General features: G+C 72.6%; 13 protein-coding genes. 11 read left to right on the forward strand and 2 right to left on the reverse strand.

Annotated features, from left to right (window positions below):
- The first annotated feature begins 192 nt into the window (after nt 1-192).
- Entirely contained in the window at nt 193-3,471 is a 3,279-nt protein-coding gene (locus tag J7523_RS02020; RefSeq protein ID WP_291881576.1) for an LPXTG cell wall anchor domain-containing protein, read from the forward strand.
- A 7-nt stretch (nt 3,472-3,478) separates the two neighbouring features.
- Here the strand turns inward: J7523_RS02020 and J7523_RS02025 are convergent, their stop codons facing one another.
- The gene (locus tag J7523_RS02025; RefSeq protein ID WP_291881577.1) at nt 3,479-3,946 is read right to left on the reverse strand and encodes a nitroreductase/quinone reductase family protein; all 468 of its coding nucleotides are present in this window, start codon (nt 3,944-3,946) and stop codon (nt 3,479-3,481) included.
- A gap of 370 nt (nt 3,947-4,316) precedes the next feature.
- On the opposite strand from J7523_RS02025, the gene J7523_RS02030 reads away from it, so the two are divergent.
- The 3 genes from J7523_RS02030 (at nt 4,317) to J7523_RS02040 (ending at nt 9,070) form a co-directional block, all read left to right on the forward strand.
- Nucleotides 4,317-6,173 carry an ABC transporter family substrate-binding protein gene (locus tag J7523_RS02030; RefSeq protein ID WP_291881579.1) on the forward strand — a complete coding sequence of 619 codons (1,857 nt, stop codon included), beginning with the start codon at nt 4,317-4,319 and terminating at the stop codon, nt 6,171-6,173.
- 183 nt (nt 6,174-6,356) lie between these two features.
- Entirely contained in the window at nt 6,357-7,997 is a 1,641-nt protein-coding gene (locus J7523_RS02035) for an ABC transporter permease (protein ID WP_363266331.1), read from the forward strand.
- A complete protein-coding gene (locus J7523_RS02040) occupies nt 7,994-9,070 on the forward strand; it encodes an ABC transporter permease (RefSeq protein ID WP_291881581.1) in 1,077 nt (358 codons plus the stop codon). The genes J7523_RS02035 and J7523_RS02040 overlap by 4 nt, the downstream gene beginning before the upstream one ends.
- Before the next feature lie 37 nt (nt 9,071-9,107).
- Here the strand turns inward: J7523_RS02040 and J7523_RS02045 are convergent, their stop codons facing one another.
- Nucleotides 9,108-9,719: a PH domain-containing protein gene (locus J7523_RS02045; protein ID WP_291881583.1), complete on the reverse strand. Its 612-nt coding sequence runs from the start codon at nt 9,717-9,719 to the stop codon at nt 9,108-9,110.
- Nucleotides 9,720-9,799: 80 nt separating this feature from the next.
- Between J7523_RS02045 and J7523_RS02050 the strand changes: the two genes are divergently transcribed.
- The 7 genes from J7523_RS02050 to J7523_RS02080 all read left to right on the forward strand — a co-directional run bounded on the left by J7523_RS02050 (nt 9,800) and on the right by J7523_RS02080 (nt 21,232).
- Nucleotides 9,800-11,692, forward strand: coding sequence for an ABC transporter ATP-binding protein (locus J7523_RS02050; RefSeq protein WP_291881584.1), 1,893 nt, complete (start codon nt 9,800-9,802; stop codon nt 11,690-11,692).
- Between the two features lie 170 nt (nt 11,693-11,862).
- Nucleotides 11,863-13,683, forward strand: coding sequence for an ABC transporter substrate-binding protein (locus J7523_RS02055; protein ID WP_291881585.1), 1,821 nt, complete (start codon nt 11,863-11,865; stop codon nt 13,681-13,683).
- A gap of 68 nt (nt 13,684-13,751) precedes the next feature.
- Complete coding sequence (typA, locus tag J7523_RS02060; RefSeq protein ID WP_291881588.1) at nt 13,752-15,692, forward strand: translational GTPase TypA; 1,941 nt, start codon at nt 13,752-13,754, stop codon at nt 15,690-15,692.
- 14 nt (nt 15,693-15,706) lie between these two features.
- The gene (mshB, locus tag J7523_RS02065; protein WP_291881589.1) at nt 15,707-16,648 is read left to right on the forward strand and encodes an N-acetyl-1-D-myo-inositol-2-amino-2-deoxy-alpha-D-glucopyranoside deacetylase; all 942 of its coding nucleotides are present in this window, start codon (nt 15,707-15,709) and stop codon (nt 16,646-16,648) included.
- Nucleotides 16,649-16,653: 5 nt separating this feature from the next.
- The gene (locus tag J7523_RS02070; RefSeq protein WP_291881591.1) at nt 16,654-17,121 is read left to right on the forward strand and encodes a hypothetical protein; all 468 of its coding nucleotides are present in this window, start codon (nt 16,654-16,656) and stop codon (nt 17,119-17,121) included.
- Nucleotides 17,118-17,621 carry a flavin reductase family protein gene (locus J7523_RS02075; protein WP_291881593.1) on the forward strand — a complete coding sequence of 168 codons (504 nt, stop codon included), beginning with the start codon at nt 17,118-17,120 and terminating at the stop codon, nt 17,619-17,621. Before J7523_RS02070 ends, J7523_RS02075 begins: the two co-directional genes overlap by 4 nt.
- 167 nt (nt 17,622-17,788) lie before the next feature.
- Nucleotides 17,789-21,232 carry a VanW family protein gene (locus J7523_RS02080; RefSeq protein ID WP_291881595.1) on the forward strand — a complete coding sequence of 1,148 codons (3,444 nt, stop codon included), beginning with the start codon at nt 17,789-17,791 and terminating at the stop codon, nt 21,230-21,232.
- Nucleotides 21,233-21,235 lie beyond the last annotated feature (3 nt).

The raw sequence follows: 21,235 nt of genomic DNA on the forward strand, positions 1-21,235 counted from the left end.
ACGTCGTGCTTCCCTGCCCCTGCCGTCATGGTCGACCCGCACGCCAGGGGGCGCACCTCGTCGCGACGTGGCCCGGGCCGCCTGACGGCCGGGCCGCCCAGCGGTTGCGGCCGGCGCCGGCGTCGTCGTCGAATGGCGGTGGGTCGCCGGCCGGTCCCGGCGGGGCGACGCCGCTCGCACTGGGGGGTCGCGATGCTGCCTCGACCGCGGACGCTCGCGATCGCGCTGACCGCTCTGGCGCTGCTCGCGGCAGGTGCGCCGCCCGTCGCCGCGCAGGTCGACCCGTCGGTCACCGGCCGGCTCTCGTTGTTCAAGCGGATCGAGAACCTCGACACGGGCGCGAGCGAGGGCCGTCGCGAGCTGTGGACGATGCACGCCGTCAACACCGAGGACCCCACCTACACGTTCTCCGGCAACGGGCTGAACGGCGTGCAGTCGCTCGAGGTGCCGGCCGGCGACTACACGATCAGCGAGTCCGACGGCGTGCCCGGCTACGCGTTCGTGAGCTGGGACTGCGGAGGTGCGGGCACGTTCACGACGCCGACGCCGACCATCACGGTCCCCGCGGGCGGCAACGTCACGTGCACGGTCCGCAACGACGCGCAGCAGGCCTTCCTCACGCTGCGGAAGGTCGTGGTGGGCGGCCCGTCGAGCCCGACCGCGTGGAACCTGTTCGCGAACGGCCCGACGAACGTCAAGGGCACCGACGGTGTGCGCGTCGCCGTGCGGATCGGTCAGTACCAGCTGTCCGAGTCGAGCGGTCCGAACGGCTACACCCCGAGCGACTGGGTGTGCACGGGCGGTCAGCAGGTGTCGGGCTCGTCGGTCGTCGTGGCGCTGGGCCAGGACGTCGTCTGCACGATCACGAACACCCGCGAGGTGGCCACGCCGCACCTGCTGACGCTCGTCAAGGACGTCGCGGGCGGCCCGGCGACCCCTGCGGACTTCCAGCTGACGGCGGCCGGACCGCAGACCGTGCAGGGCCCGTCGGGCTCGCCGACGGTGACGCAGGTGCCGGTGCCGTCGGGCACGTACGCGCTCAGCGAGCTGCCGCTGTCGGCGCCGGCGTCGAGCGCGTACAGCGCGGGTGCGTGGAGCTGTACGGCGGGAACCGTCACGGGCGCGACGCTCACCCTCGCCGACAGCGACGGCGACGTCACGTGCCGCGTGACGAACACCTACACGGGCGGCTACCTCACGCTCGTCAAGGTCGCGCTCGGCGGCTCGGTCGTGCCGCAGGCGTGGACGCTGAGCGCGACGGGCGCCGGCGGGACGGTCGCGGGTGCCACGGGCAGCCCGGAGGTGACGCACGTGGCGGTCCCCGCCGGCACGTACGCGCTCGCGGAGCAGGGTCCGACGAACTACTCGGCGTCCCCCTGGTCGTGCACGTCAGGCGGCGACGGACCCGCCTCGGTGACGGTCGCGGCCGGCGCCGACATCACCTGCACGATCGTCAACACGATCGAGACGGCGAGCCTCACGCTCGTCAAGCAGGTCGACAACACCGGCGGCGGCACGGCGGCCCCCGGCGACTTCTTCCTGCGGGCGGTGAGCGACCAGGGCGTGGTCATGGCCGGTCCGTCGGGCTCGCCCCTCGTCACGCACGTGCGGGTCGCCACGGGGCAGACGTGGTCGCTGGGCGAGGACCCGGTACCCGGGTATGCCGCAGGCCCCTGGACGTGCGACGGCGTCGTGGCGGTCGACGACGTCGTGACGATCTCCACGCCCGCGGACGTGACGTGCACGGTCACCAACACGTGGACCGGCGGCTACCTGACGCTCGTCAAGGAGGTCGTCGGCAGCTCGACCGACCCGAGCGCCTGGGACCTGTCCGCCACCGGTCCGGACGGCGTCACGCGCACCGGCCGCACGGGCGAGGCCGCGGTGACGCGCATCCCGGTCCCCGCGGGCGACTACACGCTGACGGAGGAGCAGGTCGCCGGGTTCACGGCCTCGCCGTGGGACTGCGGCGCCGCACCCGTCGCGGGCGCGGTCGTGAGCGTCGGCACGGGCGACGACGTCGTGTGCACCGTGACGAACACCGCGACCGAGCCGCACCTCACGCTGCGCAAGGTCGTCGACAGCACCGCGGGCGGCACGCTCGGCCCCACGTCCTGGCAGCTCACCGCGGACGGGCCGGTGCAGGTCAGCGGGGTCACCGGCACCGACGCCGTCACGCTCGTGGCCGTCCCGCCCGGCACGTACGCGCTCAGCGAGTCGCCGGCCTCGACGCCCGACTACGACGCGTCGGCGTGGGTGTGCGTCAGCGGCCCGGGCACCACGCCGGTGGTGGGCGACTCCGTGACGATCCCCGCGACGAACCTCGACGGCTCGCCGTGGACGGACGACGTCACGTGCACGGTCGTGAACACGGCGGTCGCGCCGCGCCTCACGCTGCGCAAGGTCGTCGACAACTCCGGCGGCGGCGAGGCGGCGCCGGGTGCGTTCGTGCTGCTCGGCGTCGGCCCGGACCTTCTCGTGGGGACCACGGGCGGCCCGGCGGTCACGGACGTTCCGGTGCGGGCGGGCACGTACTCGCTGCTCGAGATCGGCCTGCCCCGCTACGCGCTCGACGGGTGGACGTGCGTCGACGACATCGGCGCCCCGGTGCCGGTGGTCGGCGGTGGCGTGACGCTCGACCTCGGCGACGACGTGACGTGCACGGCGACGAACCGGTGGACGGGTGCGCAGCTCCGGCTGACCAAGCAGGTGCTCGGCGGACCGTCGGTCGCGACCGACTGGACGCTCGTCGGCTCGCCGCCGATCGGCGGCTTCGGCGGCGTCTCGGGCCGCGGCGGCGTCGTCGGGGTCGTCGGGCCGGGGTCCGTCGAGCTGCACGAGATCGCGCAGACGGCGGTCGCCGAGCGGGGGTACGTCCGCGAGCGGTGGGACTGCGGAGAGGGGCATCCGGTCACGGCCGGCGACCGGGTGGCCGTCGTGGCGAACGAGGAGGTGACCTGCACGGCCGTCAACCGGTGGGTCGGCTCGACGCTCACGCTGACCAAGGCCGTCGAGGGCGGCACTGCCGCTCCGGAGGACTGGACGCTCACCGCCCTCGGTGACACCGGCCCGGTCAGCGGTGCCAGCGGCTCGGTGGCCGTCACGCGGGCGTTCGTCGTGCCGGGCACGTACGCGCTCGCGGAGTCGGGCGGGCCGGCGGGGTACCGGTCAGAAGGGTGGGCCTGCACGGGCGCGACCGTGCTCGGCGACCTGTTGCTCGTCGAGGGCGAGCGGGACGTCGAGTGCACGGTGACGAACGTCGCGGTGCCGCCCGTCCCGCCGACGCCCGGGCCGACGCCCGATCCGACGGCGCCTCCCGCGGGCCCCGACGACCCCGGTGCGCCGACGGCGGCCGGCGGCCTGGTGCTGTCCGCGACGGGTGCGGAGACGGCGCCGGCGCTCCTGCTCGCCGGGGCGCTCGTCGCGCTCGGCCTGGGAGCGCTCGTCGCTGCCCGCCGCCGCAGGACCTGAGACCGCACTAGGCGACGGGCGTGAGGACGAACACCCGGAGCTCGCGGACGGTGCGTGCGTCGTAGTCGTCGTACCCGGGCCAGATCGAGCGCAGCGAGTCCAGGAGCCGCGCGCGCTCGTCGCCCTCGGCGAGGTGTGCGACCACGTCGGTGCGCCGACCGCCGACGGTGACGGCGGCGCGGGGCTCGGCGAGCAGGTTGCCGGTCCAGGCGGGGTGGTGCTGCTGACCCCAGTTCGAGCCGATCACGACCCAGCGCTCGCCGTCGCGCGCGTACAGGAGCGCGGCGTCGCGCGGCTCGCCGGAGCGCCGGCCGGTGGTCGTGAGGATGAGGTGGGGGAGCGTGGGCCGGCCGAGCACGCTCCACCGCCCGGCGGTGGCCTTCTGGATGCGCCGGTCGAGCCGGGAGACGGCGCGGCCGAGGCGCGCGAACCAGCGGGTGCGGCCCGCTCGGCGCAGGGCGGCGGTGATGTCCACGCCCACGAGTGTGCGGCACGGCCGCGGGTGCCGGTCCGCGGCGCTGACGGGCGCCCATAGCAGACACAAAGGTGCCGTGCATAGCACATAGGGGGTGCGCGGAGGGTCGAGATGTCCGATCTGCCTGCTCGGAGGCCAGATCCGGCACGTTTCCGGGATGTTTCCGCAGGACCGTGTCTCGCATGTTGGACGGTACCGGCCAGTATCAATCAGGTAACGATCCGCCGTTCGGGGTCACCGTGCCCGATATGTCCGACCCTGCTTGACTAGCGTGTGCGCAACTCACGGCGGACGTGTATCTACGTGACATACCGGCGAGCAGTGCTGTAGCCGGACCGGAGGCACCGTCCACCCCTTCCCAGGAGGAACATTGAAGATCAGGCGAATCAGCGCCGCCGCCGCGGTGGTCGCGGCCGGCGCGCTCGTGCTGGGCGCATGCTCCGGTCCGGCGGGCTCCACCATCGAGGAAGACACCGCGGTCAACGTCGGTTGGAACGAGCCCTTCCGCTCGACCAACAACCTCACGTCGAACGGCAACGCGACGACGAACGCGAACGTTCTGTACCTGATGAACTCGTTCTTCAACTACTACGACGGCGACCTGAAGCTCGCGAAGAACGAGGACTTCGGCAAGTACGAGGTCGTCAGCGAGGACCCGTTCAAGGTCAAGTACACGATCAACGAGGGCGTCAAGTGGTCCGACGGCACGGCCGTCGACGCCGCGGACCTGATCCTCTACTGGGGCTCGCAGAACGACCAGTTCGACACCGTCACCGGTGACGACGTCGAGTACGGCGACGACGGCTCGATCGACGCGAAGGACGCCGCCGCGGTGTACTTCGACGGCTCGTCGCCGGCCATGAACCTCATCACCGACTTCCCGGAGATCGGTGACGACGGCCGTTCCGTCACGCTGAGCTACACCGAGCCCCGCTCCGACTGGGAGGTCTCCTTCCAGGCGTCGCCGATCGCCGCCCACGCGCTGGCCAAGCTCGCGCTCGGCATCGACGACCCGAAGGAGGGCAAGAAGGCCGTCGAGGACGCGTTCAAGAACGACGACAAGGCGGCTCTGGCGAAGCTCTCGAAGTCCTTCAACAACGACTTCAACTTCACCAAGCTCCCCGCCGAGAAGGAGAAGTACCTCTCCTACGGCGCGTACGTCATCACGGACTACGTCGAGAACCAGTACCTGACGCTGTCCGCCAACAAGGACTACAGCTGGGGCCCGAAGCCCAAGGTCGAGTCGGTCACCATCCGCTACACGGAGGACCCGCTCGCGTCCGTCACCGCCCTGCAGAACGGTGAGGTCGACCTCATCGCGCCGCAGTCCTCGGTGGACGTCCTCAAGACGCTCGACGGCATCCAGGGCGTCTCGTACACGACGGGCGACGAGGGCACGTTCGAGCACGTCGACCTGACCTTCAACAACGGCGGTCCGTTCGACCCGGCCACCTACGGCGGCGACGCCGAGAAGGCCAAGCTGGTCCGCCAGGCGTTCCTCAAGACGATCCCGCGCCAGGAGATCATCGACAAGCTCATCAAGCCGCTCAACCCGGACGCCAAGACGCGTGACTCGTTCACCGTCGTCCCGGGTGCCGCGAACTACGACGAGGTCATCAAGGCCAACGGCTCCGACGCGTGGACGAACGTCGACATCGACGGTGCCAAGGCGCTCCTCGCGCAGGCCGGTGTCACGACCCCGGTCGACGTCCGCTTCCTGTACGGCAAGTCGAACGTCCGTCGTGCCAACGAGTTCCAGCTGATCTCGGCCTCGGCCGCGCAGGCGGGCTTCAACGTGCTCGACAACGGTGACGACGCCTGGGGCTCCAAGCTCGGCAACGGCACCTACGACGCGTCGCTGTTCGGCTGGCAGTCGACCAACACGTACGCCCTGAACTCCGAGGCGAACTACATCACCGACGGTCTGAACAACTTCGGTGGGTACTCCAACGAGAAGGTCGACGGCTGGTACAAGGACATGTCGACCAACACGGACGCGGACAAGGAGACCGAGCTCATCATCAACATCGAGAAGCAGATGAACGATGACGCGTTCGGTGTCAACATCTTCCAGTTCCCCGGTGTCGTCGCCCACCGCGACGTTCTGAAGGGCGTGTCGACGATCGCGCTGTCGCCGACCATCTTCTGGAACTACTGGGACTGGGAGATCAGCGCGGACGACACCCTCGAGGGCCCGACGGAGACGCCGGCCCCCGCCGAGAGCTGACGCTCTGATCCACACCGTGTGACACCCACGCTCAGCGGGGGCACCACGGCGGTCAACCCGACCGTGGTGCCCCCGCTGGCGTGGCTCCGGAAAACCCGCCGCGACGGGTGCCGACCGGCGTGCCCACCTCGCGCGCGTAGAATTCGTCGGCACGAGCCCCGTCTCCAGGTCAAGGACCCCCTGATGGCCACCACCACCACCTCCGGCAGCGCAGCAGCCGAGACCGACGCGCGATCCGCGTCGGACGTCGCTCCCGCTCCGGTCAGACGACAGCGCCGCGGCGCCCCCATGGCGACGTTCCTCGGTCGCCGGTTCCTGTCGTCGCTCATCGTCCTCGTCGGCGCGACGTTCATCGTGTACATGCTGCTGGCGTACGCGATCGACCCGCTCGAGGACCTGCGCACGAGCACCGCGCCGAACAAGCAGCAGCTGATCGAGGCCCGCATCGCGGCGCTCAACCTCGACACCCCGCCGGCCCTGCGCTGGCTGCAGTGGCTGCGCGGCGCCGCCGGCTGCGTCGTCGGGAACTGCGACCTGGGCACCAGCTGGGTCACGGGCGCCCAGGTCACCTCGATGCTGCAGGGCGCGGTCTACTCGACGGTGCAGCTCGTCGCCTCGGCGACGTTCCTGGCGATCGGCCTCGGCGTGGTCGTCGGCATCGTGTCCGCGCTGCGGCAGTACACCGGGTTCGACTACTCGGTGACGTTCGGCTCGTTCGTCCTCTACTCGCTCCCCAGCTTCTGGGTCGCCGTGCTGCTCAAGCAGTGGGGCGCCATCGGCTTCAACGACTTCCTCGCCGACCCCGTGGTGAAGACCGGGACGACCGTGCTCCTCGCACTGATCGCCGGCGTCGTCTGGTCGGCGATCATCGGCGGACCGCTGCGAAGGCGGCTCATCACGTTCGGCGTCGCCGGGGCGGCGACGGCCGCCGTGCTCGTGTTCATCTCCGAGACCGGCTGGCTGCTCGACCCGAGCCTCGGCCCCGTGGTCATCGGCGCGATCGGCGTCGGCATCGCCTACGCCGTCGTCGCGCTCGGTGCGGGCCTGAAGAACCGGCGTGCGCTGTACTCGGCGCTCACCACGGTCGCCCTCGGCGTCGCGCTCTACTACCCGCTGCAGTACGCGTTCGTGAACGCGAGCTGGCCGCTCATCATCGGGCTCGCCGTCGTGGCGGTCGGCTCCGGCATCCTCATCGGCTACCTGTTCGGCGGGCCGGACCGCATCGTCTCGGCCCGGGCGGCGGCGATCACCGCGGTCGGCGTCGGCGTGCTGATCTTCGTCGACCGCGTCATGGCCGTCTGGTACACGTACTCGAACTCGACCCGCATCAACGGCCGTCCGATCGCGACCATCGGGTCGCAGACGCCGGGCCTGCAGGGCGACTTCTGGGTCGAGGTGCTCGACAAGTTCACGCACCTGCTGCTGCCGACGATCGCGCTCATCCTCATCTCGTTCGCGGCCTACACGCGGTACTCGCGGGCCAGCCTGCTCGAGGTCATGAACCACGACTACATCCGGACCGCGCGCGCCAAGGGCCTGCCCGAGCGCGTCGTCACGGTCCGCCACGGGTTCCGCAACTCCCTCATCCCGCTCGCGACCGTCGTGCCCCTCGACATCGCGGCCCTGTTCGGTGGCGCGATCATCACCGAGCGGATCTTCGCGTGGAGCGGCATGGGCACCATGTTCATCAAGGGTCTGCAGACGGCGGACGCGAACGTGGTCATGGGGTACTTCATCGTGACGGCCGCGCTGCTCGTCATCGCCAACATCGTCGTGGACTTCGTGTACGCGGCCCTCGACCCCCGGATCAGGGTGAACGCATGACGCTCCAGCCCCCTCTCCAGCCCGCCGAGGCGCACCACGACCCGGCCGAGGCCGTGGAGCAGAACGAGAACGCCATCGAGCTCAAGGAGGTCGAGGGACTCTCGCAGGGCCGCATCGTCATGCGGCGGTTCCTCCGGCACCGCGGTGCCATGGTCTCGGCGTTCGTGCTGCTCTTCGTCATCCTCCTCGTGACGACGTCGATCGGCTGGGGTCCCATCCCCGGCTGGTGGAAGTACGGCTACAAGGAGCTCAACCCGATCACCAACGCGGGCGGCGCCCCGACCATGGGGTTCCACGACGGCGGCTTCACGTTCGGTGAGCACCCGTTCGGCCAGGACAACATCGGCAAGGACGGCTTCGCGGTCGTCATGCGCGGCACGCAGCAGTCGCTCACGGTCATGTTCGTGCTCGGCATCGTCTCGACGCTCATCGGCATCATCGTGGGCTCGACGGCCGGCTTCTTCCGCGGCCGCACCGACAACGTGCTCATGCGCGTGACCGACATGTTCATCACGATCCCCGTGATCATGATCGGCGCGATCCTCGGCAAGTGGGTCGGCGGGGCGAGCCCGTGGGCGCTCGCGTTCGCGCTGGCGGTCATCTCGTGGACCGGCATGGCGCGGCTCGTGCGTGGCGAGTTCCTGTCGCTGCGCGAGCGGGAGTTCGTCGACGCCGCGCGCGTCGCGGGAGCCAGCAACGGCCGCATCATGTTCAAGCACATCCTGCCGAACGCGATCGGCGTGATCATCGTCAACGCGACGCTGCTCATGGCCGCCGCCATCCTGCTGGAGACCGCGCTCAGCTACCTCGGCTTCGGCATCACGAGCCCCGAGGTCTCGCTGGGCCAGCTCATCAGCGAGTACCAGACCGCCTTCGCGACGCGTCCGTGGCTGTTCTGGTGGCCGGGCCTGTTCATCGTGACGATCGCGCTGACGATCAACTTCATCGGTGACGGTCTGCGAGACGCGTTCGACCCGCGGCAGCGGCGCATCCCGACCCGTCGGGCGCTCGCGCGTGCCGACCGCCGTCGTGAGCACGCCGCGGCTCGTGCGGCCGCGTCGGCGAAGGCCTGATCCCATGAGCGGCTGCTCAGGGCGTCGCCCCGACGCCTCAGAGCGCGAGCGTCAGCACGGACAGTGCGGCGAGGAACACCGCGGTCGCGATGAAGGCCACGTGCACGCGGACCACCGGGCGGCTGCGCTCGAGGCGCGGGTCGTCCAGCAGGCCGGCGTCGCGGACCTGCTCCCAGCGGGAGCGGACGAGCGCGGCGGCCTGCCCGGAGTCCGAGGACATGAGGTCGCCGGGGCGCACCGTCCCGCCGGAGCCGTAGGTGCTCGGGGGCAGGTGCGCCATGTCGTCGGGCCCGGCCGTGCGTGCACGCGTGCGGCTCGGGGCCGGTGCGGCCCACGCGGAGTACGCGCCCCACGCGGTCTCGAGCGTGAGCGCGTACTTCACGTCCACGAGCTGGATGGTCGGCCAGGGCAGCTCGACGGTGCGCAGCACGTTGCGCAGCTCGACGCCCGCGGGCGTCACGATCACCGCCGGGTTCCAGTAGGCGCCCCACACGAGCAGCGCGGCGAGCGCGAGCAGCGGGAGCCACTGCCAGGTGGTCCCGGGCGAGCGCGCCAGGCCGCTGACCGCGACGAACGCGCAGCCGACCCACACCACCACCGACAGCCCGCGGCCGAAACCCGGCCGGAACACCACGACGTCCGACGACATGCGGCCATCGTCGCAGACCAGGACGGACGACCCGCTCCCGGGGCCAGGACCCCGGCACGGACGGAAGGAACCCCTCAGCCGTGAGCACGCAGACCCTGGAGCCGGCAGGCGCCGACCCGCAGACGAAGGCCCCCATCCTCGAGGTGCGCGACCTGACGGTCGAGTTCTTCGTCGACGGCGCCTGGTACCCCGCCGCGATCGACGTGACGTACGACGTGCGTCCCGGCGAGGTCCTCGCGATCGTCGGTGAGTCCGGCTCGGGCAAGACGCAGTCGTCGATGTCGCTGATCGGGCTCCTCCCGCCCAACGGCCGGTCGGCCGGCTCGGCGAAGCTCGGCGGCCGCGAGCTGCTGGGTCTGACCCACAAGCAGCTCAGCTCGGTGCGCGGCAAGGAGGTCGCGGTCATCTTCCAGGAGCCGATGACCGCCCTGAACCCCGTGTACACGGTCGGGTTCCAGATCATCGAGACGCTCCGCGTGCACTTCGACATCGGCCCGAAGGAGGCGCGCGCCCGCGCGATCCAGCTGCTGCGGCTCGTCGACCTGCCCAACCCGGAGGCGGCGGTCGACAAGTACCCGCACCAGCTCTCGGGCGGTCAGCGGCAGCGCGCGATGATCGCGCAGGCGCTCGCGTGCGACCCCAAGCTGCTCATCGCCGACGAGCCGACCACGGCCCTCGACGTCACGGTGCAGGCCGAGATCCTCAAGCTCATGCGCGACCTGCGCACGCGCATCGACTCCGGCATCGTCCTCATCACGCACGACATGGGCGTGGTCGCCGACCTGGCCGACCGCGTCATGGTGATGAAGAACGGCAAGGTCGTCGAGCACGGCTCGGCCGACGAGATCTTCAACCGCCCGAAGCACCCGTACACGATCCAGCTGCTCGAGGCCGTGCCCCACCTGGGGTCGCAGGTCGAGCAGGACGCACCGGCGGACGGCGCGGCCGTCACGGACGCGCCCGTCGTCGCGGACCGTCCGGCCGCCACTACGGCCCCGGTGACAGCGCCGGCGACCAGCACCGGTACGGGCGACGCGCTCGTCGCGAAGGACCTGATCATCGAGTACCCGTCGCGCGGCCGCGTGCCGGCGTTCCGGGCCATCGACGGGGTCGACCTGACGATCGCACGCGGCGAGGTCGTCGGGCTCGTCGGCGAGTCCGGCTCGGGCAAGACGACCGTCGGTCGTGCGGCCGTCGGTCTGCTGCCGGTGGCCGGCGGATCGCTGAGCGTCAACGGCGTCGAGCTTGCCGGAATCCGGCCGAAGGCCCTGCGCGCAGTCCGCCAGGACGTGTCGATCGTGTTCCAGGACCCAGGCTCGTCGCTGAATCCGCGCCTGCCGATCGGCGAGTCCATCGGCGAGCCGCTCAAGCTGCACAAGATCGCGCAGGGAGCCGAGCTGAGCCGGCGCGTCGAGGACCTGCTCGACCAGGTGCACCTGCCGCGCGGCATGCGCAACCGGTACCCGCACGAGCTGTCCGGCGGTCAGCGTCAGCGTGTCGGCATCGCCCGTGCGCTCGCGCTGAGCCCGAAGCTGCTCATCGCCGACGAGCCGACGTCCGCGCTCGACGTGTCGGTGCAGGCGCGCGTCCTGGACCTGTTCCAGGAGCTGCAGCGTGAGTACGGCTTCGCGTGCCTGTTCATCAGCCACGACCTGGCGGTCGTCGAGATCCTGTCGTCGCGCATCGCGGTGATGAACAAGGGCAAGCTCGTCGAGGTGGGGGAGCGCGACACGATCCTGCGCAACCCGCAGCAGGACTACACCAAGCGCCTGCTCGCCGCGGTGCCGGTGCCGAACCCCGCGGAGCAGAAGCTGCGCCGCGAGGTGCGCGACCGTCTGCTCGAGGAGGCGGCCGCGGAGCTCGCGGCGCGTGACTCCGAGATCGGGCACCAGGACGCCGTCGCCGAGAGCGACGCGGCCGAGGAGCAGGTCAAGGACTACGACGTGCGCGCGAAGCAGCGGCCCGGCGGCTGATCGTCCCGCCCGTGCCCGCGTGGCACGGGCGCTGCACCCGATTCGTCCGGCAGAGTTCAGTTCCGGGCGGCGATGACCGATATACCCCGAGGTCGGGGGCCGGTCATGGCCGCCCGGAACCTTTGTCCGGCCGGCGAGCACGCCGGCCGGCGCGACGATCGGGAGGCGCGGTGCGCAGGGCGTTCAGGCAGGGGGCGACCGCGGTCGCGGCGGTCGGGGGACTGGTCCTCACGCTCACGGCATGCACCGGACCCGAGCCCGACCCGGAGCGCGCCGGCACCGTCGTGGTGGCGGTGAGCGCACCGTTCCTCTCCCTCAACGGGGGCACCGTGGAGGGGCGCAGCCCGGGCAGCACGCTCGTCCGGAGCCTCGCGCAGGCGGGGTTCGTGGCGCTCGACGAGGACGGCACGGCCGTGCCCGACCCCGCGTTCGGCACGATCGAGAAGGTGTCGGACGCGCCGCTGACTGTGCGCTACACGATCGGCGAGGACGCGACGTGGTCCGACGGCACGGCCGTCACGCCCGCGGACCTGCTGCTGGAGTGGGCGGCCCGCAGCGGTCAGCTCGACACCGTGGTCCCCGAGCTCGACGACGAGGGTGAGATCACGAACAGGGACGCGCTCGACGCCGGGGTCGCGTTCGCGGCGACGTCGCCCGCGCTCGTGCACGTCGAGCAAGTACCCGTGGTCGACGGTGCGACCGTCACGCTCACGTACGCCTCTCCCGTCGCCGACTGGCAGACGGCCCTGGACGTCGGCGTGCCCGCGCACGTCGTCGGTGCCGCCGCGCTCGACATCGACGACCCCGCGGAGGCTGCGGCCGCGGTGACGACGGCCATCACGTCGGCCGACCCCGTCGCGCTGCGGTCGGTGTCGGCCGCGTGGCGCACGTCGTTCGACGCGACCCTGCTCGCCGACGACCCGTCGCGCGCCGTGACGACCGGTCCGTACAAGATCAGCGACGTGGTGCCCGACGGCCGCGTCGAGCTCGTCCGCAACGACGAGTACACCGGCCCGCGCCCGGCGGCGTTCGACACCGTGGTGGTCCGCAGCGACCTGCACCCGCTCGACGCGGTCGACGCGCTGCGGGACGGCGAGGCCGACGTCGTCGCCCCGCTCGACACCCCCGACGTGCTGGCCGCGCTGGACGAGGTCGAGGACGCGGTCGTCACGACCGGCGGGGACAGCACGCTGCAGCTGCAGCTGCAGGTCGCCGGCGGCGGGCCGTTCGACCCGGCGGCGTACGGCGGTGACGCCGCGAAGGCGAGCGCAGTGCGACGGGCGTTCCTGCTGGCCGTGCCGCGGGACACGGTCGTCGCCGACACCGTCGTGCCGCTGTGGCCGGACGCCGAGGTGTCCGACGCGATGCTGCCCTCGGTCGGGCCCGAGTTCGGCGAGGTGACGGCGTCGGCGGCGGCCGATCCCGACGCCGCCGCCGAGCTCCTCGACGGTGCGGGGGTGACGACGCCGGTCACGGTGCGCGTCCTCACCAACAGCGACGACCCCGTGCGGCACGAAGCGCTCGACGCCCTGACGAAGGCCGCCGCGGACGCCGGGTTCACGGTGGAGCCGTACACCCCCGACCTCGGGGTCGCCGCCGACCTGCTCGGTGCGCCGGACGCGTGGGACGCCGCCCTCGTGCCCGTCACGCAGGGCGACCTGCCCGTCGCGTCGATCGTCGCCCGGTGGCGCACGAAGGGCGCGACGAACCTCACGGGCTGGAGCGACCCGGCGCTCGACGCGGTGCTGGATGCGCTCGGCGCGACCGTCGACCCCGCGCAGGTGCCGACGGTGGGCCAGAGCGTCGCGCAGTCCCTCGCCGACGCAGGCGCCGCGATCTCCGTCGTACGCACCCCGGTCGTGGTGGCCACGCGCAAGGCCGACACCGAGACGGCTGACCGGCTGCCGACCGTCCCCGCGGTGCCGCCGCTGGCGCTCGGCCGGGCGGATCTCACGTCCTGGTGGGACTGGGCACGCACGCCCGCATCGTGACGGGCGGGTAGAATCGGTCGGCGCCCGACGACGCGGCGCGCTCCCCACCTCCTGAGATGAGTACTCCCATGCCTGAGCCCACGTCCGTGGCGACCACGACCGGCGTGCGTTCCGACCTGCGCAACGTCGCCATCGTCGCGCACGTCGACCACGGCAAGACGACGCTCGTCGACGCCATGCTGTGGCAGTCCGGTGCCTTCGGCTCCCACGCCCACGTGGACGAGCGCGCGATGGACTCGGGCGACCTGGAGCGCGAGAAGGGCATCACGATCCTCGCGAAGAACACCGCGGTCCGGTACTCCGGACCCGCGGCGGCGGAGTTCGGCCAGCCTGACGGCATCACGATCAACGTCATCGACACCCCCGGCCACGCCGACTTCGGCGGCGAGGTCGAGCGCGGCCTGTCGATGGTCGACGGCGTCGTCCTGCTCGTCGACGCGTCCGAGGGCCCGCTGCCGCAGACGCGGTTCGTGCTGCGCAAGGCGCTCATCGCGAAGCTGCCCGTCATCCTCGTGGTGAACAAGACGGACCGCCCCGACGCCCGCATCGACGAGGTCGTGCACGAGGCGACCGACCTGCTGCTCGGCCTCGCGTCCGACCTGCACGAGGACGTGCCGGACCTCGACCTCGACGCGATCCTCGACGTGCCCGTCGTGTACGCCGCCGCGAAGGCCGGCCGTGCGTCGATGAACCAGCCCGCCGACGGCGGCCTGCCCGACTCGGAGAACCTCGAGCCGCTGTTCCGGACGATCCTCGAGAAGATCCCGGCCCCCACGTACACCGAGGGCGCGCCGCTGCAGGCGCACGTCACCAACCTGGACGCGTCGCCGTTCCTCGGCCGCCTCGCGCTGCTGCGCATCTTCAACGGCGAGCTGCGCAAGGGCCAGACCGTCGCGTGGGCCCGCCAGGACGGCACGCTGCAGAACGTCCGCATCACCGAGCTGCTCGAGACGAAGGCGCTCGAGCGCGTCCCCACCGAGTCGGCCGGCCCCGGCGACATCGTGGCCGTCGCCGGCATCGAGAACATCACGATCGGCGAGACGCTCACGGACCCCGACGACCCGCGTCCGCTGCCGCTCATCACGGTCGACGACCCGGCGATCTCGATGACCATCGGCATCAACACGTCCCCGCTGGCCGGCAAGGGCGGCAAGGGCCACAAGGTCACCGCCCGCCAGGTGAAGGACCGCCTCGACAAGGAGCTCGTCGGCAACGTCTCGCTCCGCGTCGTCCCCACCGAGCGCCCCGACGCGTGGGAGGTCCAGGGCCGTGGCGAGCTCGCGCTCGCGATCCTCGTCGAGCAGATGCGCCGCGAGGGCTTCGAGCTGACCGTCGGCAAGCCGCAGGTCGTCACGAAGAAGATCGACGGCAAGGTCCACGAGCCCATGGAGCGCATGACGATCGACGTGCCCGAGGAGTACCTCGGCGCGGTCACGCAGCTCCTCGCGCAGCGCAAGGGCCGCATGGAGACCATGTCGAACCACGGCACGGGCTGGGTCCGCATGGAGTTCCTCGTCCCCGCGCGCGGCCTCATCGGCTTCCGCACCCGGTTCCTCACCGACACCCGCGGCACGGGCATCGCGTCGTCCATCGCCGAGGGCTACGAGCCGTGGGCCGGCACCATCGAGACGCGCCTCAACGGCTCGCTCGTCGCGGACCGCCCGGGCCCGGCCACGCCGTTCGCCATGATCAACCTGCAGGAGCGCGGCTCGTTCTTCGTCGACCCTACGCAGGAGGTCTACGAGGGCATGATCGTCGGCGAGAACTCCCGCAACGAGGACATGGACGTCAACATCACCAAGGAGAAGAAGCTCACCAACATGCGCTCCTCCACGGCGGACAACTTCGAGAACCTCGTGCCGCCGCGCAAGCTCACGCTCGAGGAGTCCCTCGAGTTCGCCCGCGAGGACGAGTGCGTCGAGGTGACGCCTGAGGTGGTCCGTATCCGCAAGGTCGTGCTCGACCAGACCGAGCGCGCGCGCATCACGGCGCGCAACAAGAAGGGCTGAGGCCCGACAGGGACATGAGGCAGGTGGCCGGCGGTCTCGTCGCGGTGCACGCACACCCGGACGACGAGTCGCTGGCCACCGGCGCGTTGCTGGCCACCTGGGCGGCGTCGGGGCGGCCCGTCACGCTCGTAACCTGCACGCGCGGCGAGCGCGGCGAGGTGATCGGTGATGCGCTCGCGCACCTCGAGGGCGACGGGCCCGCGCTGGCCGCGCACCGGGAGACCGAGCTCGCGGGGGCGCTGGCGGCGCTCGGCGTCACGGACCACGTATTCCTCGACTCCGTGGGCCCGGGCCGGGCCCACTACGAGGACTCCGGCATGGCCTGGCTCGGCGCCGGCCGCGCGGGGAGCGCCGACGACGTGCCCTCGGGGGCGTTCGTCGCCGTCCCGCTCGACGAGGCCGCCGCGCGGCTCGCGCACGTGCTGCGCACCCGGCGACCGGACGTCGTCGTGACGTACGAGCCGGCCGGGGGGTACGGGCACCCCGACCACGTCCGCGCGCACGACGTCACGATGCGGGCCGTCGAGCTCGCCACCGAACCCGGCGACGGGCTGCCGGGGGTGCGGCCGCTGGTGCTCTGGGCCGCGCAGCGTGCGGGCGCGCTCCTGGGCGGGCGACGGGCGTTGGACCACGCCCGGGTGCGTGCGGCCCTCGGCGACGCGCGCGCCACGCTCACGCTCCCCGGAGCCGAGCTCCCGTCCGTCGCGGTGCCCGACGACCAGGTCGACCTCGTCGTCGACGTGCGGCCCGTGCGCGACCGCGTGCTCGACGCCCTGCGCGCGCACGCGACCCAGGTGCACGCCGTGCGGTCCGTCGACGGCCTGGACGCCCTCGTCGGCTGCTACGCACTCAGCAACGACGTGCTCGCACCGGTCCTGCCCACCGAGGACTACCGCGTCGCCGACGGCTCGTCCACGGCCGTCGTCTGGCCCACCGGCGTCCGGCCGGTAGCCTGACGCGCGTGCATCCCCTCAGCCCCCGCGCGGTCGTCAAGGCGCTCCTCGCGCTCGTGCTGGGCGCCGCCGTCGGCACGGTCGGCACGCTCATGCACCGCAGCGTGCAGCCGTGGGGTGTCGTCGTGTGCCTCGTGCTCGTCGTGGCCGCGGGCGTCGTAGCCCGCGCGTGGTCGGGCTGGACGGCGTTCGTCGCGTACGCGCTCGGCGTGCTCGGGTCGACGCAGCTGCTCGCGCGGGAAGGTCCCGGCGGTGACGTCCTGATGCCCGCGGGCCAGGCGATCGGCTGGGTCTGGGTGCTCGGTTCCGTCGTCGCGGTGCTCGCGGTCGCCGCACTGCCGCGACGGCTGTTCGTCGACCCGTCGGTCGCGCCGCCCGCCGCGCGGACGCCGGCCGCGGCCGCGACGTGGCCGACGGCACCCGTCGCCGAGCCGGGCGGCCCCGTGCTCGACGCGAAGGACGACCCGGCGCCGTGACCGCCGAGCAGCGCGGCGTCGCCCCCGACGACCTGCGCGCCGCCGTCGGGCGCCTGCCCGCCGGGGTGGCGGTCGTGACGCTCTCGTGGCGCGGGTCCGTGCACGCCACGACGGTCAGCTCGTTCGCGTCCGTGTCGCTCGAACCGCCGCTGGTGCTGTTCTCCGTGCACGCCGACGCCCGCCTGCGGGACGCCCTCGACGACGTCGACACCTGGGCCGTCAGCGTCCTCGCCGACGACCAGGGACCGACCGCCGACTGGCTCTCCTCCTACGGCCGGCCCACGATCGACCAGCTCGCCCGCGTGCCCCACCGCACAGCGCCGGTGTCGGGCAGCGCCTGGATCGACGGTGCTGCCGCCTGGTTCGACTGCCGCACGTACGCCGTGCACAGCGCCGGCGACCACGACGTCGTCATCGGGCTCGTCGAGGCGGTCGAGCAGGGGCGACCCGGCGCCGGGGGACTCGTGCACCTCCGGGGACGCGTCCGCCCCGTCACGTGACCTCGCCTCACCTGACGGCTGCGCACGTCGTGGACGGGCCGGGCGGGTCGTGTGACGAGGAGGTGAGAACCCCGCCGCACCGGGTGCGAAGACCCAGGTGGCCGAGGTAGGGCCACTAGAATCGCCCGGGCGCGGGGCACGCGCATCTTCAGCAGCAGGGGAGCACGATGACCGACGGCACCGACCTCGACGACGCCGCGCAGGCCGTTCGACCGGGTCCCGGAACCACGGACCCGTCGCGGAAGCCGGTCCCGCACAACGGGACGATGCCGCACCCCCACGAGCCTGAGTCCAGCACCGGTGCGTCGGACGAGGTCGCGGCGACGGACGGGACGGCATCGGACGAGACGGCGTCGGACGAGGTCGCGGCCACGGACGAGGCTGCGGCCACGGACGAGGTGGCAACCGGCGCGGCGGCACCGAGCGAGTCGTCGCCGGCCGGCGAGACCGCCCCGGCCGACGAGCCGGTGGCGACGGACGCGGCTTCGGCTACCGGCGACGTCGTGACCGACGAGCCGGTGGCCGCTGACGAGGCCGGCCCCCATGAGGTCGAGCCCGTCGAGGTCGAGCCCGTCGAGGTCGAGCCCGTCGATGCTGAGGCGACGGCGTCACTGGCGGCGGACGGCGCTGCGGACGCCGACGCGGGCGACCCGACTGCCGACCTCGAGGAGGCCTCGTCGACCACCGACCCGGCGCCCGCCTCGAGCGGACCGGTCTGGCCCGTGTGGGGCGGTTCGGCCGGTGCCGCGCCGGCCCCGACCTCGGACCGCACGGACGATGCGTCCGACGAGAGCGCGTCCGACGCGATTGCGGCAGTCGAGACTGCATCAGTCGAGAACGCGTCCGGCGAGACTGGATCCGACGGGAGCGCGTCCGACGAGTCTGGGTCCGACGAGTCTGGGTCCGACGAGACTGCGTCCGACGAGACCGCGTCCGACGAGACTGCGTCCGATGAGACTGCGTCCGACCGCCCGACGCCCGAAGTGTTCACGTCGGAGGAGGCCTCGTCGGACGAGGTCGCCTCGGACAAGGTCGCCTCGGACGAGGCGGTGTCGACCGCGACCGACGACGTCGACGCCGCCGCTGACGCGCCCTCCGGACTCGTCGACGAGACGGCCACCGAGACGGTCGCGCCGGCGACGCCCGAGCCGACCGCAGCCCAGGCCGACGCGCGCGCCGTCGAGGACGACTCCACCCTCGACGCGACCGTGGCGGACGTGCCCGACGCCGCCGTGGCCGACGCCGCCGTGCCCGCGGCTGCCGTGCCCGCGGCTGCCGCGCCCAGCGCGAACGCCCCCGTCGCCGCCGCGTCCGCCGCCTCCGCCACCGACGCGCCGCCCGCCGCCGAGACCGCTCCGGCGGCCTCGTCCGCTGCGGTCGTCGCGCCGACGCCGGAGCCGAAGCCCGCCCCGACCGCTCAGAGCCCGTCGGCTCCGAACCCGTCGGCTCCGAACCCGTCGGCTCCGAACCCGTCGGCTCCGAACCCGTCTGCTCCGAACCCGTCCGCTCCAGCCTCGTCCGCTCCGGCTGCGCCCGCCTTGACCGGCGCCGCACCGCCCGCGCCGACCTCGGCACCTCCGGCCGCCGCGATGCCGGCTCCGCCCGCGGCCCCGCCGCAGCGCCCCGTCGCGGCTCAGGCGCCCGCCACCGCACCGGCACCGGTCGCCCCAGAGCGCGCCGCCACGGCCGCGTTCGCTCCGCCGACCTCCACGCAGCCGCCCGTCACGCCGCCGCCGGCGCCGCCGGTCCGGCCCCCGCTGACGGCGGCACCGACCCCGGCCGCGCCTCGGGGCCCGTTCTCGCCGGTCGACAGCGGTGCGCCGACGTCGGGACCGCGGATCCCCTCGGGCCCGGTCGCCCCCGACGCGAGCGGCCCGGAGCGGCCCGCGTCCCCGCTCGACGACTTCGACGCCGAGGACGGCACCCGCCGCTGGCCGCGCCGCCTGCTCGTCACTGCCGGCGTGGTGGTCGTGCTGGGGGCGGCGTACGTCGGTGCGTCGTACGCGCTCGCGGACCACGTGGCGCGCGGCGCGACAGTGGCGGGCGTCGACATCGGTGGCCTGTCGTCGTCGGCTGCGGTCGACCGCCTGGAGTCGGAGCTCGCCGACGCGACGACGCAGCCGATCCCCGTCGTGGCGAACGACGTGCAGGCGACGATCGACCCGACGGCGGCAGGTCTCGAGCTGGACGCGGAGGCGACCGTCGCGACGTTCACGGGCCCGCACATCGCGAACCCGCTGCACCTGTGGCGACAGATCGTCGGCGAGGGCGAGCACCTCGCGAAGGCGAAGGTCGACGAGGACAAGCTGGCCGCCGCGGTCGAGGACCTGACGTCGTCGCTCGCGCTCGCGCCGGTGGACGGCACGGTCGTGTTCGTCGACACCGTCCCGAAGTCGACCGCCGCGGTCGACGGGTGGAAGCTTGACGAGGACGGCGCCGTGCAGACGCTCACCGACGGCTGGATCAGCGCGGAGCGTCCGGTCGTGCTCCCGACCGAGGTCGTCGCACCGGCGGTCACCCAGGAGGAGACCGACGCGGCGATGACCGGTGCCGCACGCAGCCTCACGTCGGGTCCGGTGTCCGTCCTCGTGGCGGACCGGTTGGCGATGCTGCAGCCGGCGACCCTCGCGGCGAACGCGTCGTTCGCTCCCAAGGACGGCGCGCTGGTCCTCGAGCTGAACGGCGACGGGCTCGTCGAGGACGTGCTGAAGCAGCTGCCCGACCTGCTGACCGAGTCGGCGGACGCCCACTTCGAGTTCCAGAACGACGCCCCGGTGATCGTGCCCGGCACCCCGGGCACGTCGCTGGACCCGGCGGCGCTGGCGGCGGCGGTGACGACGGCGTCGACCGCGAGCGACCGGACCGCGAAGGTGGACCTCGTGCAGGCCGACCCGGCCGAGTCGACCGCGGAGCTCGAGGCGCTCGGCATCAAGGAGATCGTCACGGAGTTCTCGACGCCGCTGACGTCGGAGCCGCGCCGCACCACGAACATCTCGAACGGTGCCGCCAAGATCACGGGCACGCTCGTCAAGCCGGGCGAGACGTTCAGCCTCACCGAGGCGCTCGGCCCGGTGGACGCGGCGCACGGCTTCGTCCAGGCCGGCGCGATCATCAGCGGCGAGCACACGGACGCGTGGGGCGGCGGCCTGTCGCAGCTGTCGACGACGACGTTCAACGCCGCCTATCTGGCGGGCATGGAGGACGTGGCGCACACGCCGCACAGTGAGTGGTTCGCCCGGTACCCGGAGGGCCGTGAGGCGACGATCTTCACGGGCTCGATCGACATGAAGTGGAAGAACACCACCCCGTACGGCGCGCTCGTGCAGGCCTGGACGGCGAACGGACGCACCTACGTCCGGCTGTGGGGCACGAAGTACTGGACGGTCGAGTCGACCACGAGTGCCCGCTCAGGCGTCGTCTCCCCGACGACGGTCTACTCGCAGTCGCCGACGTGCGAGGCGTCCTCGGCCGGCAACCCGGGCTTCAGCGTGACGGTGACGCGCAAGATCTTCCTCAACGGCGACCTGCAGAAGACCGAGGCGAAGACGACGCGGTACAAGCCGCAGAACAAGGTGGTGTGCGGCGCGCCCCCGGCCGCACCGACGCCGTAGCGC

This window comes from Cellulomonas sp. (genome assembly GCF_017744555.1).
In the GTDB taxonomy this organism is placed as follows: domain Bacteria; phylum Actinomycetota; class Actinomycetes; order Actinomycetales; family Cellulomonadaceae; genus Cellulomonas.

Bases quoted from the DNA above. Each gene is read 5' to 3' on its own strand.
- J7523_RS02020 (WP_291881576.1), top strand. From the start codon at position 193: ATGCTGCCTCGACCGCGGACGCTCGCGATCGCGCTGACCGCTCTGGCG.
- J7523_RS02035 (WP_363266331.1), top strand. From the start codon at position 6,357: ATGGCCACCACCACCACCTCCGGCAGCGCAGCAGCCGAGACCGACGCG.
- J7523_RS02040 (WP_291881581.1), top strand. From the start codon at position 7,994: ATGACGCTCCAGCCCCCTCTCCAGCCCGCCGAGGCGCACCACGACCCG.
- J7523_RS02045 (WP_291881583.1), bottom strand. From the start codon at position 9,719: ATGTCGTCGGACGTCGTGGTGTTCCGGCCGGGTTTCGGCCGCGGGCTG.
- typA (WP_291881588.1), top strand. From the start codon at position 13,752: ATGCCTGAGCCCACGTCCGTGGCGACCACGACCGGCGTGCGTTCCGAC.
- mshB (WP_291881589.1), top strand. From the start codon at position 15,707: ATGAGGCAGGTGGCCGGCGGTCTCGTCGCGGTGCACGCACACCCGGAC.
- J7523_RS02080 (WP_291881595.1), top strand. From the start codon at position 17,789: ATGACCGACGGCACCGACCTCGACGACGCCGCGCAGGCCGTTCGACCG.